The organism is Pseudomonas sp. S32 (genome assembly GCF_016648095.1).
GTDB lineage: Bacteria > Pseudomonadota > Gammaproteobacteria > Pseudomonadales > Pseudomonadaceae > Aquipseudomonas > Aquipseudomonas parafulva.
The window spans coordinates 1-14,803 of sequence record NZ_JACVVF010000015.1 but is presented as its reverse complement, the minus strand read 5'-3'; the positions used below and the strand labels follow the sequence as shown (position 1 = coordinate 14,803).

12 protein-coding genes are annotated in these 14,803 nt (G+C 65.3%); 6 read left to right on the top strand and 6 right to left on the bottom strand.

Going from position 1 to position 14,803, the window contains the following annotated elements; genetic code table 11:
- Positions 1 to 21: 21 nt before the first annotated feature.
- The 3 genes from IAE38_RS10575 to IAE38_RS10565 all read left to right on the top strand — a co-directional run bounded on the left by IAE38_RS10575 (position 22) and on the right by IAE38_RS10565 (position 2,731).
- Complete coding sequence (locus IAE38_RS10575; protein ID WP_028631707.1) at positions 22 to 1,236, top strand: MFS transporter; 1,215 nt, start codon at positions 22 to 24, stop codon at positions 1,234 to 1,236.
- A gap of 121 nt (positions 1,237 to 1,357) precedes the next feature.
- Positions 1,358 to 1,495, top strand: coding sequence for a hypothetical protein (locus IAE38_RS10570; RefSeq protein ID WP_201163586.1), 138 nt, complete (start codon positions 1,358 to 1,360; stop codon positions 1,493 to 1,495).
- Positions 1,496 to 1,573: 78 nt separating this feature from the next.
- Positions 1,574 to 2,731: an MFS transporter gene (locus IAE38_RS10565; protein WP_201163587.1), complete on the top strand. Its 1,158-nt coding sequence runs from the start codon at positions 1,574 to 1,576 to the stop codon at positions 2,729 to 2,731.
- Positions 2,732 to 2,758: 27 nt separating this feature from the next.
- On the opposite strand, the gene IAE38_RS10560 is transcribed toward IAE38_RS10565, so the two are convergent.
- The 3 genes from IAE38_RS10560 to IAE38_RS10550 all read right to left on the bottom strand — a co-directional run bounded on the left by IAE38_RS10560 (position 2,759) and on the right by IAE38_RS10550 (position 6,784).
- Positions 2,759 to 5,227: a TonB-dependent siderophore receptor gene (locus IAE38_RS10560; protein WP_201217514.1), complete on the bottom strand. Its 2,469-nt coding sequence runs from the start codon at positions 5,225 to 5,227 to the stop codon at positions 2,759 to 2,761.
- Between the two features lie 98 nt (positions 5,228 to 5,325).
- Positions 5,326 to 6,282, bottom strand: coding sequence for a FecR domain-containing protein (locus tag IAE38_RS10555; protein ID WP_201163589.1), 957 nt, complete (start codon positions 6,280 to 6,282; stop codon positions 5,326 to 5,328).
- Entirely contained in the window at positions 6,269 to 6,784 is a 516-nt protein-coding gene (locus IAE38_RS10550) for a sigma-70 family RNA polymerase sigma factor (RefSeq protein ID WP_201217581.1), read from the bottom strand. Before IAE38_RS10550 ends, IAE38_RS10555 begins: the two co-directional genes overlap by 14 nt.
- A gap of 169 nt (positions 6,785 to 6,953) precedes the next feature.
- On the opposite strand from IAE38_RS10550, the gene IAE38_RS10545 reads away from it, so the two are divergent.
- Genes IAE38_RS10545 through IAE38_RS10535 form a run of 3 tightly spaced genes read left to right on the top strand, consistent with a single transcriptional unit; the run spans position 6,954 to position 11,130 of the window.
- The gene (locus IAE38_RS10545) at positions 6,954 to 7,580 is read left to right on the top strand and encodes a DNA-3-methyladenine glycosylase family protein (protein WP_201217513.1); all 627 of its coding nucleotides are present in this window, start codon (positions 6,954 to 6,956) and stop codon (positions 7,578 to 7,580) included.
- A 21-nt stretch (positions 7,581 to 7,601) separates the two neighbouring features.
- Positions 7,602 to 8,657, top strand: coding sequence for a bifunctional DNA-binding transcriptional regulator/O6-methylguanine-DNA methyltransferase Ada (gene ada, locus IAE38_RS10540; protein WP_201217511.1), 1,056 nt, complete (start codon positions 7,602 to 7,604; stop codon positions 8,655 to 8,657).
- A 55-nt stretch (positions 8,658 to 8,712) separates the two neighbouring features.
- Positions 8,713 to 11,130 carry a DUF3772 domain-containing protein gene (locus IAE38_RS10535; RefSeq protein ID WP_201217509.1) on the top strand — a complete coding sequence of 806 codons (2,418 nt, stop codon included), beginning with the start codon at positions 8,713 to 8,715 and terminating at the stop codon, positions 11,128 to 11,130.
- Positions 11,131 to 11,190: 60 nt separating this feature from the next.
- Here the strand turns inward: IAE38_RS10535 and IAE38_RS10530 are convergent, their stop codons facing one another.
- The 3 genes from IAE38_RS10530 to IAE38_RS10520 form a co-directional block, all read right to left on the bottom strand.
- A complete protein-coding gene (locus tag IAE38_RS10530) occupies positions 11,191 to 12,621 on the bottom strand; it encodes an aldehyde dehydrogenase family protein (RefSeq protein WP_201217508.1) in 1,431 nt (476 codons plus the stop codon).
- A gap of 13 nt (positions 12,622 to 12,634) precedes the next feature.
- The gene (locus IAE38_RS10525) at positions 12,635 to 14,134 is read right to left on the bottom strand and encodes a purine-cytosine permease family protein (protein ID WP_201212175.1); all 1,500 of its coding nucleotides are present in this window, start codon (positions 14,132 to 14,134) and stop codon (positions 12,635 to 12,637) included.
- A gap of 90 nt (positions 14,135 to 14,224) precedes the next feature.
- Positions 14,225 to 14,614 carry a YybH family protein gene (locus IAE38_RS10520; RefSeq protein WP_201217506.1) on the bottom strand — a complete coding sequence of 130 codons (390 nt, stop codon included), beginning with the start codon at positions 14,612 to 14,614 and terminating at the stop codon, positions 14,225 to 14,227.
- Positions 14,615 to 14,803 lie beyond the last annotated feature (189 nt).

Here is a 14,803-nt window from a genome sequence, read left to right as displayed (position 1 = left end):
ATTCCGACGGAGATCCAGGCCATGGCCACCCCCAGCGCCACCCCGGCGTCCACCCCAGCCCCGGCGAGCAACGCCACGCCGCTGGTGATGCGCATCATCGGCTTCTGCGCCCTGGCGCACCTGATCAACGACCTGATCCAGTCGGTGCTGCCGGCCATCTACCCGATGCTCAAGGCCAATTACAACCTGAGCTTCGCCCAGATCGGCATGATTACCCTCACGTTCCAGATCACCGCGTCCCTGCTGCAGCCCTGGGTGGGCTTTTTCACTGACCGCAAACCCAACCCCAACCTGCTGCCCATGGGCACTGTGTGCACGCTGATCGGTATCGTGATGCTGGCATTCGTTGGCAGCTTCCCGATGATTCTGCTGGCCTCTGCTCTGGTGGGCATCGGGTCTTCCACCTTCCACCCGGAAACCTCGCGCATTGCGCGCCTGGCGTCCGGGGGACGGTTTGGCCTGGCCCAGTCGACCTTCCAGGTGGGCGGTAACACAGGCTCTGCCCTGGGCCCGCTGCTGGCTGCCGCGATTGTCATACCCTTCGGGCAGACCCACGTGGCGTGGTTCGGCGTCGCCGCGCTGTTCTTCCTGGGCGTCACCCTGATGCTGCGCCGCTGGTACACCGAGCACCTCAACCAGGCCAAGGCCCGCAAGGCGGTGCAGGCCACCCATGGCATTTCCCGCGGGCGGGTGGTTGCAGCGCTGGTGGTGCTTGGCCTGCTGGTGTTCTCCAAGTACTTCTACATGGCCAGCTTCACCAGCTACTTCACCTTCTACCTGATCGAGAAGTTCGGGGTCTCGGTGGCCAGCTCGCAACTGCACCTGTTCCTGTTCTTGGGCGCAGTGGCGGCGGGTACGTTCTTCGGCGGCCCTATTGGCGACCGCATCGGGCGCAAGGCCGTGATCTGGTTCTCGATCCTGGGCGTGGCGCCGTTCACCCTGGCGCTGCCTTACGCCGACCTGTTCTGGACCACCGTGCTGAGTGTGGTGATTGGCTTTATCCTGGCCTCGGCATTCTCCGCCATCGTGGTCTATGCGCAGGAACTGGTACCCGGCAGTGTGGGCATGATCGCCGGCATCTTCTTCGGCCTGATGTTCGGCTTCGGCGGCATCGGGGCGGCGCTGCTGGGGTATGTGGCTGACCTGCGCGGTATCGAGTATGTGTACGGGCTGTGCTCGTTCCTGCCGCTGTTCGGGGTACTGGCGATCCTGTTGCCCAGCACCGGCAAGCGCTGATGGTAAGGGGGCTGCGTTGCAGCCCCTTCGCTGCGGCAAGGCTTGCGGGCAATTGACGGTATTGCCTGCGGTGGCCTAGAGTGCCGCCTCTTCCTGTCACCTCTGCGTAGTAGCCCTAGCAATGCGCCGTTTCCTGTCCCTGCCCAGCACTCGTCAGCCAGCCCCTGAGGGCCTGCGCCGCGCGTGGCCGAGTGACACGGTGCTCAAGCGCCGGCGCAGCGTGCTGTTTGCCTTCACCTTCTCGCCACACCTGAACTGATCTGCGTTTGCGCATCGCCTGCCGCCTTGGTGGGCGAGCCTGTGTGTGCACGTCTTATCGGTTTGCAAGGAGTGGTACATGAACATGCGTTTGCTGGCGGGCCTGCTGTTCGCCGTTTCGGTGGTGGGTTTCAGCCTGGGGGCCACACTGCCGCTGGTGTCGTTGCGCCTGCATGAGGCCGGGGCCGGCACCCTGGAAATCGGCGTCATTTCGGCCATTCCGGCGGCGGGGATGATGCTCTCGGCGTTTCTGGTCGATGCCTGTTGCCGGCACCTCAGCCGGCGCAACCTTTACCTGCTGTGCTTCAGCCTGTGCACGGCCAGCATCGCCCTGCTCGAGCCTGCGTTCGGCTCGCTGTGGATGCTGGCGCTTCTGCGCCTGGGGCTCGGGCTTGGCATGGGGATCGCCATCATTCTGGGCGAGTCCTGGGTCAACGAGCTGTGCCCCGACCACAACCGCGGCAAGATCATGGCCCTTTACGCCACCAGTTTCACCGGCTTCCAGGTATTGGGCCCGGCCATGCTCGCAGTGCTGGGCGCTGGCAGCCCGTGGATAACCGGTGTGGTCACCGCCTGCTATGGCTTGGCACTGCTGTGCATCCTGTTCACTGTGCCCAATGATTACGTGGCCCATGAAGAGGGCGACAAGAGTTTTGGCCTGGCCGGGTTCTTCCGGGTGGCGCCGGCCTTGTGCGTGGCCGTGCTGTTCTTCTCGTTCTTCGATGCGGTGGTGTTGTCGCTGCTGCCGGTGTATGCCACCAGCCACGGCTTTGCCGTGGGCGTGGCGGCGCTGATGGTGACGGTCGTGTTTGCCGGCGACATGCTGTTCCAGCTGCCACTGGGCTGGCTGGCCGATCGCGTGGAACGTACCGGCCTGCATCTGTTGTGCGGGCTGGTGGCGATGGCCATCGGCATTGGCCTGCCCTGGTTGCTCAACATGGCCTGGCTGCTGTGGCCGTTGTTGGCGCTGCTGGGGGCGGTTGCGGGGGGGATCTACACCCTGGCGCTGGTGCTGATCGGGCAACGGTTCAAGGGGCAGGACCTGGTCACCGCCAATGCCAGCGTCGGGCTGCTGTGGGGGGTAGGCAGCCTGGTGGGGCCGTTGGTCAGTGGTGCGGCCATGGATGTGGCGCCCCATGGCCTGCCCATGGCGCTGGCGTTGATGGCCGGGTTGTTCGTGTGCTTTGCCAGGCAGGCATACCGGCGGGCAGGGCAGGTGTCGGCGGTTGCCGACTGACCTGTCCTAGCCGCACGGCCGCTGCGGTCAGAAGCTTGCGCGCAGGGTCACCGCGACGTTGCGCGGCTCACCCCAGTAGTAGCCGGTTGCGGTGGTGTTGATCTGCCGGTAGTACGCCTTGTCGAACAGGTTGTTGGCGTTGAGCTGCACCGAATAGTTACGGTCGATATCGTATTTGAGCATGGCGTTGTACACCGCATAGCCCGCCTGGGTGGCTTTGGCCTGGCCGCTGCGCGCGTAGATATCGCTCTGCGCCTGTACCCCACCGCCGATGGTCCAGGCATCCAGTGCGCCGGGCAGGCGGTAGTGGGTGAACAGGCGCAGCATGTGCTGCGGGTCGGTGGTGCGGATCGCATTGCCATTGGTGGCAGCGGTGTTCTTCACGTACTCGGTGGTGTTGTAGGTGTAGCCGCCGGTCAACTGCCAGCCCGGCAGGATCTCGCCCGAAACCTCCAGGTCGATGCCTTCGCTGCGGCTCTTGCCCGAGGCGATCTTGCACAGGGCCGTGGTGCTGCACTGGCCTGGGACCGACGTGAGGTCGTCCACCGGGGTGCCCACCTGGTTGATGCGGAAGAACGCCAGGGATGTATTCAAGCGGCCTTCGTAGAATTCACCTTTGATGCCGGTTTCGTAGGCTTCGCCGACCACCGGGTCGAGCACCGAGTTGGTTTTGTCCACCACGGTTTGCGGGTTGAAGATTTCGGTGTAGCTGGCGTAGATGCTGAAATTGTCGTTCAGGTCGTAGATCAGCGCTGCATAGGGCACGATCTTCTGATCGACGCTGAAACGGCCGCTGGCCCCTGTGTTGTTTTCCTGCTCGTAGTCGTACCAGTTGGCCCGCGCGCCAATGATCGCGGTCAGCGGGTCGGCCAGCGAAATGCGCCAGGTGGCATGCGCTGCCTCCTGCGTGGTGCGGGTGCGCACGGGGTGGGCGGTGATGGCAATGTCCGGCTCGGCCAGGCTGGTTTTCGGGTCCCAGTAGCGGATGTCGTACAGCCCGGAGATCACCCGGTTGGTGGCCGAGGCATACGAGTCGTTGCGGATGCGCTCCACGCCCAGCATCAGTTCGTGGCTACGGCCCAGCAGGCTGAAGGGGCCGTTCAAGGTGGCGCTGAGGTTGTTTTGCAGGCTCTCACCGCCATCACCTTCGGTAACCTGGTATTGCATCAGGTAGGGGTTACCGGTTGGGTTGAGCCTGGCTGGGGCACGTTCCATGAAAGTCTGCTTGAAGCCATGGTCGTCCAGTTCGAAATGTGAGCGCAGGGCCATCAGCTTCAGCGTCCAGTCATTGTCGAAGCGGTGTTCCAGCTCGGCGAAGGTATTCAGGTTGCTGCGGTTCCAGCGGTTCCAGTCGGCGCCCAGGTAGGTGCTGCGGCCAAACGGCAACGGCGCGCCCGTGGCATCGGCGGGCAAGTTGCCCCAGGCACCGGTGGCATCCAGCTTGGTCCATTCCAGCCCGGTGGTCAGGGTGGTGCGCTCGTCCAGGTCGAAGGCCAGCGACCCCCCGAACGCCTCCTTGCGCTCGCTGCGCGAATGCTGGAACAGGTCGCGGTCGTCGTGCACGGCGATCACCCGCCCACGTACATTGCCGGTGTCGGTCAGCGGGCCCGAGATATCCGCCACGTAACGCTGGGCGTTCCAGGACCCCAGGGTGGCGGTGCCTGAAGCCTGGAAGCTGTGGGTGGGGCGTTTGCGCACCAGGTTCACCGTGCCGGAAGGGTTACCCGCCCCGCGCAGCATGCCGGTGGCCCCGCGCAGCACTTCAGCACGGTCGATGAAGGCCGCATCGGACTGGATGAACGCGCCGCCGCCGCTGCTTTGCACCACGGTGGCGCCGTCATACTGGATGGCGTCTATCTGGAAGCCACGCGAGTAGTACTGCACCCGCTCGCTGTCGGTGTAGTTCACTACCACACCGGGCGTCTGCTCCAGCAGGCTGGTGAGGTTGGTGATGTTCTGGTCCTCGATGCGCTGGCGCGTCACCACGCTCACCGACTGCGGCGTGCCGCGCAGGGTCTGGGGCATCTTGCCGATGGTCACGGCGCCAGTGGTGTAGGAACCGCTGTGTTCGGTGGTTTCGCCCAGCCGGTCGCTGGAAATACTGGTGGCGCCCAGCTCCAGGGCATTGCCGGCATCCATCACCGGCATCAGCAAGAAGCTGTTGTCGCCCTGTTGCTGAGCCTGCACGTCGCTGCCTTGCAACATGATCGCCAGCGCGCTGGCGCTGTCATGCCGGCCGTGAACGCCGTGGGTGGTCTTGCCTTGCAAGGCGTTGGCGTCGAAGGCAAGGTTCAGGCCGCCCTGGCGGGCCAACTGGTCCAGCGCCGGGGCCAGGGGGCCGGCTGGGATCGCCCACTCGGTTTGCGGGCTCTGGCTGGCCACCGCTGCCAGGGCGAGGGCCGGGCACAGGCTGCTGGCGGCCAGGCCAAGGCCCAATACGGCGGTGCCGACTGCACGGCGCAGCGTGTGGGGGCTGGAAAAACACGGGGCAATCATGAGCGCTCCTGAAGGTTGCGAAGGCCACTTTTAAGGCTGTGTTTCTTCAGGCCGAACGAGAATGAGATTACACCTCATTTATTTTTTTGCCCGTGCAGTCAGGCTGCGTCGATATTCACCCAGTAACGGGTGCGGTGGTGCACGCGAATAGGCAGGCTGCTGGCCAGCAGCCGCAGGATCTGCTCGGTGTCGGCCAGTTGATAGGTCCCGGACACCCTCAGTTGCGCCACCTGCGGTGCGCAGCGCAGCAGGCCGGGGCGGTAGCGGGCGAGCTCGGACACGAATTCGCCCAGCGCCATCTGCTGCACGCTGAGTACCCCGTCGGTCCAGCCCCAAGGGTCGTTATGCGGCTGCACGGCCTGATGGCGACCGTTGGCCCAGACTTGCCAGGTTTCCCCTGGGGGCACCTGCAGTTGCGCGGGCGATCCGGGGAACAGCGTCACCTCGCCGCGGCGTACCGCCACCAGCAGGCCCTGGTCGTTTTCCCGGAGCACCAACTGGCCATCGAGGGTAAGCAGCGGGCCGATGCGGGTATCGATGCGAAAGGGGCGGGTGTCGTCCGGGTTGCTGGCCAGGCTCACCTCACCGCGGATCAGCGCCAATTGTCGCAGCCCGGCACTGAATCGCAGGTCGATGGCGCTAGCGGTGTTCAACTGGATGTGGCTGCCGTCGCTGCTCTGCAACTGGCGGCGCTCGCCGGTGGCGGTGCTGCTGTCGGCCAGCAGTTGCGGCAACCCCAGTGGCTCTCGTGCCGCCCAGCCCAGGCTGCCGCCCACTGCCAGTAGCGCCAGCAACTTCAGTTGGTCGCGGCGGCTGATGCGCTGGCGTTGGCTGCCCTGCAAGGTGCGTCGGCTGAGGTCTTTGGGCAATTGCGCCCATTCTTCATCCAGGTGGCTCACCCGCTGCCAGGCCAGCGGGTTGTGCGGGTGGCTGGCCAGCCACTGCCGGAACTGTTCCTGCGCATGCGGGCTGGGGCTGCCGAACCGCAGCTTCACCAGCCAGTCGATGGCCTGGTCGACCTGCGCCTGCGCAGGCTTGTGCTCATGCATCGGCATAGCGCAACCGGTAGCAAACCTGAAACGCCTTGGCCAGGTCACGCTCGACGGTGGCCCGGGACACGTGCAGGCACTGGCTGATCTGCACCAGGCTCAAACCGTCGAGCTGGGCGAGCAGAAAGGCCTGCCGTGCGCGTGGCTTGAGCTGATACAGGGCGCGGTCGAGCCGTTCAAGGCTGTCGAGAATCACCAGGCGGTGTTCCTCACTGGGTATTTCGGCCTCGGGCAGGTGCGCCAGGCTCTCCTGGTAGGCACGCTCCAGCGCCCGGCGGCGGAACTGGTCGATCATCAGGCCACGGGCAATGCTGCTCAGGTAGGCGCGGGGCTCGCGCAGCGGTGATACCTGGCGGGCCCGCAGCAGGCGCACGAACGTGTCCTGGGCCAGGTCGGCAGCGTGCTCGCTGCAACCCACCCGGCTGCTTAGCCAGGCACGTAACCAGGCGTGGTGAGATTGATACAGCAGGGCGACCTCGGTCGGTTTCAGCGTGTCGTTGAACTGCATCGTCGCCAAGGCCCGGTTCCATGATGGATGTGATTGTGAATATTTCTCAATTCTATTCGCGCGTGCCTATGGCCGGCAATGGCATACCAGGAATTACCTGCGCAAGAACCGGCGTTCGCCCGATGAACGGCTGCGCTAAGCTGGCTTTCACTAACCCCTAGGAGGCGCCATGATCCTGGCCGATCTTTCCCCTCAGGCCTACCGGGAAGCCGCCGAGCACCTTCGGGCGCTGGACGCTGACTGGGCCGCGCACATTGCCGCGGTGGGCCCGTGCCTGCACCACGCCACGCCGGGGCGCGAGCCCTATGAGGCACTGGTGCGCGCCATTGCCTACCAGCAACTGCACGCCCGCGCCGCCGAAGCGATTCTGGGGCGCCTGCTGGCACTGTTCCCGCATCAAGCATTTCCGCAGCCGCGCCAGTTGTTGGCGCTGAGCCCGGTTGCCCTGCGTGAATGCGGCTTTTCGGCCAGCAAGCTGGCGACTGTCCAGGGCATCGCGCAAGGCCGGCTGGACGGTGTAGTCCCCACCCAGGCAGAAGCCTTGGGTGTGGCCGATGAAGCATTGATCGAACGGTTGATCACATTGCGTGGGGTAGGGCGGTGGACGGTGGAGATGTTGCTGATCTACAGCCTGGCACGGTCCGACATCCTGCCGGTCGACGACTTTGGCATCAGGGAGGGGTATCGGCGCCTCAAAGGGCTGGCCAAGGCGCCGACGCCTGGGCAGATGCGCGTGCTGGGCCAGGCATGGCACCCCTACCGAACGGTAGCCGCCTGGTACCTGTGGCGGGCCTGAAGCGTAACCTGGGAACACATCATGAAACCCTACGACACCCTCGAACAGCGTTGGCAGGCCGTGGAAATCCGCGATAGCGAGGCTGACGGTCAGTTTGTCTACGCCGTGCGTACCACGGGCATCTATTGCCGCCCCGGCTGCCGTTCTCGGCTGGCCAAGCGCGGCAACGTTGAGTTCTTCGACACCCCGCTCGCTGCTGAAACTGCCGGCTATCGCCCCTGCAAACGCTGCCTGGCGGCATCAGCCAGTGCCGGGCGCACCCGCCAGCTGATTACCCGCGCCTGCCGCCTGATCGAAGCGGGTGACCCGCCCCCTGGCCTGGAGCAACTGGGCCAGGCGCTGGCAGTGAGCCCCTATCACCTGCACCGCCTGTTCAAGGCCGAAACCGGGCTGACCCCCAAGGCCTACGCCAGCGCCTTTCGCGCACAGCGCCTGCGCACTGGCCTGGGGCAGGGGCAGTGCACGGTTACCGATGCCATCTACCAGGCCGGCTACAACTCCAACAGCCGCTTCTATCAAAGTGCCGATCTGCGCCTGGGCATGCGCCCGGGGCAGTTTCGCGCCGGGGGCGCAGGCGCCAGCATTCGCTTCGCCATCGGCCAGTGTTCGCTGGGGGCGATCCTGGTGGCCCAGAGCGCCAAGGGTATCTGCGCGATTCTGCTGGGTGACGACCCGCAGGCCTTGTTGCACGCCCTCGAAGACCAGTTTCCCAAGGCTGAGCTGATCGGTGGCGACCACGCCTACGAACGGGTGGTCGCCGAGGTGGTCGGCTTTGTCGAAGCACCGGCACTGGGCCTGGGCCTGCCGCTGGACGTGCAGGGCACGGCGTTCCAGGAACGGGTGTGGCAGGCCCTGCGCGAGGTGCCGGCAGGCGCGCAGGTCAGCTACAGCGATATCGCCGAGCGTATTGGCGCACCCAAGGCGGTGCGCGCCGTAGCCATGGCCTGCGCGGCCAACCGCATTGCGGTGGCCATCCCCTGCCACCGGGTGGTACGCCGGGATGGCGATATCAGCGGCTACCGCTGGGGGGTGGAGCGCAAGCGCCAGTTGCTGGCACGAGAAACGGCACTCTCCTGAAGGCTGCAAGCGGCGTAGAATGCCCCGCCAGATCGAATTGAAAGAGGAATATTCGATGAGGCGTGTCAGCCTTGCCCGTTTTTGCCCTGGCCTGATGGCCATGCTGGCGTTGATGCTGGCCCTTGCCGGCCCGGCCTGGTCGGCCCCTGCCGCGCCTGCGCCTGCCGCCAGCCTGTCCGCCACGGACGCCCCGGCCCTGGATGAAAATGCCAGCGTCGATCAACTGAGCGACCGCCTGGACCAGATCCGCCAGGGTGTCACCAGCGACGCCAACGACGACCTGCTGGCCCAGTTGCGCATGGCCGCCGTGCAGGTTCAGCGCCAGGCCGATGCATTGAGCACCCAGCGCACCACGGATGCCGAGAAGGTCGACGACAAGCTCAAGGTGATCGGCCCGGCGCAACCGGACGAAGCCGCCACCCTGACCCAGCAGCGCAAGGCCCTGGAGGCTGAGAAAAAAGCGCTGGTTGCCGAGAGAGACCAGGCGACCAAGCTAACCCAGTCGGCCCGCGACCTGTCTACCCAGATCGTCAACCTGCGGCGCAGCCTGTTCAACTCGCAGATCACCAGCCGGGCCGCCTCACCACTCAGCCCGGCGTTCTGGCAAAGCATCATCCGCCCTACCCAGGACGACGTGGCCCGCCTGCGCGACCTGCGCGGGGAGGCTGCTGATGCCCTGGGCAGCGCATTCAGTGCCGAGCACCGCTGGCTGTTCATCACCAGCCTGGTGGCGGCGATCCTGGTGTGGACCTTGGTACGCGGGCTGCTGGAGCGCCTGCTGGCCAGGGCCATGGTCAGTGGGTTGCCTGAAGGCCGGCTACGTCGCAGTGCCCTGGCGCTGGGTGTGAGCCTGGCCACGCTGGGCACCATTGCCGGTTCCGTGTCGCTGTTGCGCTGGGGGCTGGAGAGCAGCGCTGAGCTGGGTACCGACCTGGCCAGCCTGACCAACCACGTGCTGGCCCTGGTGGTGTTCAGCGCCTTCATCACCGGCCTGGGCCGCGCCATGCTGATGCTGCAGCGCCCGTCGTGGCGGCTGCCGGCCATTCATGACGAAGTCGCCAGTGCCCTGGGCTGGTTCCCGAAAGTGCTGGCATTGTCGCTGATGGTCATGATGACCATGGAGCGTATCAACAGCGTGATTGGTGTGAGCCTGGCGCTGACCGTGGCGGTCAACGGCCTCACCGCGCTGGTGGTGGCCATGATCTTCGGCGGCGCGTTGCTTTCATACCGCCGCACCTTGCGCGAGCACGGCCTGGAGCGCCCGACCGGCCTGGCCGGGTTGATCCCGTTCGTGATGGTGGTGTGGCTGGCGTCGATCCTGCTGGCGTTGGTGGCCGGTTACCTGACCCTGGCCTACTTCCTCACCGCCAAGTTGCTATGGGTGAGCATGGTGGTCACCTGCGCCTACCTGCTGACCACCTTCCTGGGCGACCTGTGTGAAACCCTGCTGTCCCCCCGTCAGCCGGGTGGCCTGGCGCTTGCTGCCAGCCTGGGCCTGGCGCCGCGCCACCAGGCCCAGGCCAGTACCGTGCTGGCGGGTATCGGGCGCACCGTGGTGCTGTTCCTGGCCTTGCTGCTGGCACTGATGCCGTCGGGCACCAGCCCCAGTGAGCTGCTGCTTAGCCTGGGTGACTGGGACGGCACCGGTGGCAAGCTGCTGGGCAACCTGAACATCGTGCCCCAGGACATCCTGCTGGCGCTGGCCATGCTGGTGTGCGGCATGCTGGCCATTCGCGTGGTCAAGCGCTGGCTCAGTGAGCGCCTGTTGCCGGAAACCGACATGGATGCCGGCATGCGGGCCTCGCTGGTCACGCTGGTGGGTTACCTGGGCTTCCTGTTCCTGGCCATGCTGGTGATGTCCACCCTGCACATCAACCTCACCAGCCTGACCTGGGTAGTCAGTGCGTTGTCGGTGGGTATCGGTTTCGGCCTGCAACAGATCGTGCAGAACTTCATCTCCGGCCTGATTCTGCTCACCGAACGCCCGGTGAAGGTGGGGGATTGGGTGAGCCTGGCTGGGGTCGAGGGCGACATCCGCCGTATCAATGTGCGCGCCACCGAGATCCAGATGTCTGACCGCTCGACGGTGATCGTGCCCAACTCGCAGTTCATCTCCCAGAACGTGCGCAACGTCACCATGGGCAATGCGCTGGGCGTTGTCGGCATTACCCTGACCTTGCCACTGGACACCGATGCCAACCGCGTGCGCGAGTTGCTGCTGACGGCGTACCAGGAGCACGAAGGCATTCTGGATGCACCGGCGCCGTCGGTGTCGTTCAAGGACCTGACCAGCAGCGGCATGGTGATCGGGGTGAGTGGCTACGTGGCGGGCCCGCGGCAGGTGTCCGGGGCGCGCAGTGACCTGCTGTTCACCATCCTTGGGCGGTTGCGCGATGAAGGTATCGCGCTGTCGTCACCGCAAAGCATGGTGTTGCTGCAGGAGGCTGGGCGGCAGGCGGACGAGCCGGCCTGATGGTTCACCTTGGGGCTGAACGCCGCGCCTGCGTCGCTCGGCCCCAAGTGCAGCCAGCCATCAGCCCAGGCAACGCGTCACGTGCTTGACCGACTGGTACCCCGCCAGCCCCCACGGCCCGAGCTCGCGGCCGATGCCGCTGGCCTTGGTGCCGCCCCAGGACGTTTCGACGAACACCGCCTGTACCGAGTTGATCCACACGTGGCCAACCTCCAGGGCATCGGCCACACGTTCGGCCCGCGCCAGGTCCGCCGAGCACACCGTACCCACCAGGCCGAAACGGCTGTCGTTGGCTTCTTCGATGGCCTGGGCCTCGCTGACGAAGCGGCGGGCGCACAGCACCGGGCCGAAAATCTCCTCGGTCCACAGGCGGCTTTCCACCGGCACATCGGTGTACAGCGTCGGGCTGACGAACCAGCCCTCACGGCCCAGCACCTCGCCGCCGGCAAGGCAGGTCAGCCCTTCTTCCCGGGCGGTGGCAAAGTAGCCCGCTACCTTCAACCATTGCGCCTGGCTGGTCAGCGGGCCCATGTCCACGTCCTCGCCTAGCGGGTTGCCGACGCGCAGCGCTTGCAGCGCCTTCTGCAGGCGGGGCAGCAGCGTATCGGCAATGCCTTCCTGCACCAGCAAACGTGATGTGGCTGAACACATCTGCCCGGCGTTCCAGGTGATGCCGGCGATGATCCACGCCACCGCCTGGTCCGGGTCGCAATCGTCGAACACCACGATGGCCGACTTGCCGCCCAGCTCCAGGGTCACAGGCCGGCACTGCGCTGCTGCACTGCGCATCACCTGGCTGCCCACGCCGTTGCTGCCGGTGAACGAGACTTTATCCAGGCCAGCATGGCTGCTGAGCGCTGCACCGGTTTCCGCCTTGCCGTTGACGATGTTCAGTACGCCCGCTGGCAGGCCCAGGGCCTCGGCGATATGGCCATAGGCCTGTTCCACCAAGGGTGTCACTTCCGAGGGTTTGAGCACCACGGTGCAGCCTGCTGCCAGGGCCGGTGCGAGCTTCCATGCGCTGGTGACCAACGGGAAGTTCCACGGTACGATCAAGCCAACTACACCAACCGGCTCCAGGCGCGTGCGTGACGTGAAGCCGGCAGCTGCCAGCGGCACATCCTGTTGCCGCGCTGGCAACTGCTGCGCCAGTTCGGCGTAGTACTCGAAGGTAGCGATGGCATCATCCAGGTCGATTTCTGCCTCGTGCCGCGGCTTGCCGTTGTTGCGCATCTGCAGACCGATCAGCGCTTCCCGGCGGGTACCGAGTTCGCGGGCAAAGCCGCGCAGGTAGGCCGCGCGGGCATTTGCGTCGGTGCATTTCCAGGCGGGCAGGGCGCGGCGGGCGGCGGCAACGGCCGCGTCCACCTGTGCCACGCTGGCGGCCGTCAGTTCTTCGAACGGTTGGCCCAAGGCCGGCTCATAGACGTGCAGGCATTCACTGCCCTGGCCTGCGACCCACTGGCCGGCGATGTAGTTGGAAGCGGTCATGTTCGGTATCCAGTCAGGCCATTTTGGCGTGGGTTACAGGGGTAGGCGGGGCGGTTTTGCAACGCACCCAGCGCGGACCATTGGGGCCGTATACGCCCGCAGGTTCAGGGAACAGGTTGAGCAGCAGCAGGTACAACACGGCTGCCAGCCCCAGCGTTACCGGCAAGCTCAGGTCGATGCCACCGGCCAGTTCACCCAGCGGCCCGACGAACTGCCCAGGCAGGTTCACAAAGCACAGGCCAACGGCAGCACTGGGCAGCCAGGCACCCATGCCGCGCCAGTTCCAGCCATGCAAAAACCAGTAGTGGCCGCCGCGTTGCCCGCGGGTGAATACCTGTAGATCGTCTGCGTGGTAGAAGCCGCGACGCGTGATCAGGCCGAGTATCATGATCACCATCCAAGGGCTGGTGCAGGTAATGATCAGCACGGCAAAAGTGGACACGCTTTGCACCAGGTTGAAGGTGAAACGGCCGACGAAGATGAAACCGATGGCCAGTACGCCGATCAGCAGCGTGGCCGCTGCGCGGCTGAGCAGCCGCGGAAACACGCTGGACATGTCCAGGCCGGTGCCATACAGGGCCGTGGTGCCGGTGGACATGCCGCCGATCACCGCAATCAGGCACACCGGCAGGAAGAACCAGCCCGGCGCCACCGCCAGCAGGCCGCCCACGTAGTTGTTGGCGGTGATGTAGTCCGGCGCCTGGGTTGCCACCAGGGTGGCGGTACACAGGCCGAACAGAAACGGAATCAATGTGGCTGCCTGGGCCGCGATCACCGCCAGCATGATGCGTGCCTTGGGCGTTTGGCGGGGAATGTAGCGCGACCAGTCTCCCAGAAACGCCCCGAACGACACCGGGTTGCTCATGGCCAGGATCGCCGCCCCGACGAACGCCGCCCAGAAGCCTGCCTGGCCCTGGTTGACGCTACCGGCATAGCCCGCGTCGAACGGCCCGGCGAAGGCGACGATACCCAGCAAGAACAGCAGGCTGGAGGCCCATACCGCCACCTTGTTCACCCACAACATGAAGCGGAAGCCGAAGATGCACACCACCAGCACCAGCACGGCGAACAGGCCATAGGCCAGGCCCAGGGTCAGGTCGTTCTCGGGCAGGCCCACCAGGCGTTTGGCGCCGCCCACCAGTGCATCGCCCGAACTCCACACCGACAGCGAAAAGAACGCGACTGCGGTGAGCAGCGACAGAAACGAGCCGACGATACGCCCGTGCACGCCAAAGTGCGCACCCGACGATACCGCGTTGTTGGTGCCGTTCAGCGCACCAAACAGGCCCATGGGGGCCAGGATCAGCGCACCCACCCCAACACCCAGCAAAATCGCCCATAACCCCGCCTGGAACGACAGCCCGAACAGCACCGGGAAACTGCCCAGCACGGCAGTGGCAAAGGTATTGGCGCCGCCGAAGATCAGGCGGAACAGGTCCAGCGGTGTTGCGTGGCGTTGATCGTCGGGTATCTGTTCGACACCGTTGGTTTCTATACCGGTCGTGTGGCTCATGGTGGTGCTCCAGCGCGGTTGTTGTGGGCCGGCGCCGTGCGCGGGCCTTTTTGTGGGTGCGATGGCAGTGCGGCAGCGCCGCAGAAAAAATCAGCTGGGCGTGATCACCGACAGGTGTTCGTGGCAGGCCAGCCACGCTTCGCCCTGGCGGCGAAAGACGATGGTTTCCCGTTCACTCAGGGCGTGCTCCTCGTTGGCGATTCGTATATGCGTGGCAACATCGTGCATGAAGATCGCCACCTCACCCTGCAGGCTGACTTGGGTGTTGCTCGACTCACAACGGAGGACGGCAAAACCTTCAGCCTGCCACTGGGCCCACAGCGCCTGATAGGCATGGCGGCTGAGCAGCGGGTGGGGGAGGGTATGGAACAGAAACGTGGCGTCTTCGCTGAAGCAGGCGAAGTAGCGATCAGTGTCGTTGCTGGCGAACGCGGCAACGAGGTTGGCGGCGGCTTGCCGCACCTGGGCGTTATGGTCCACGGAGGTGGCCTCACGGTTATTGTGATTGTGGTCAGGCGATTCTGGTGGGGCACAGCGAGGTGAAAAATCCCTGATGGCAAATAATCAGTTCAGAAAAGTGTGAAGTGATTGCAGGCGCGTACAAATGGCACAGGCATAACTGGCCCGAAACAAGCGTAGGAGCGAGCAAAGCTCGCGATGCGCCGCGCG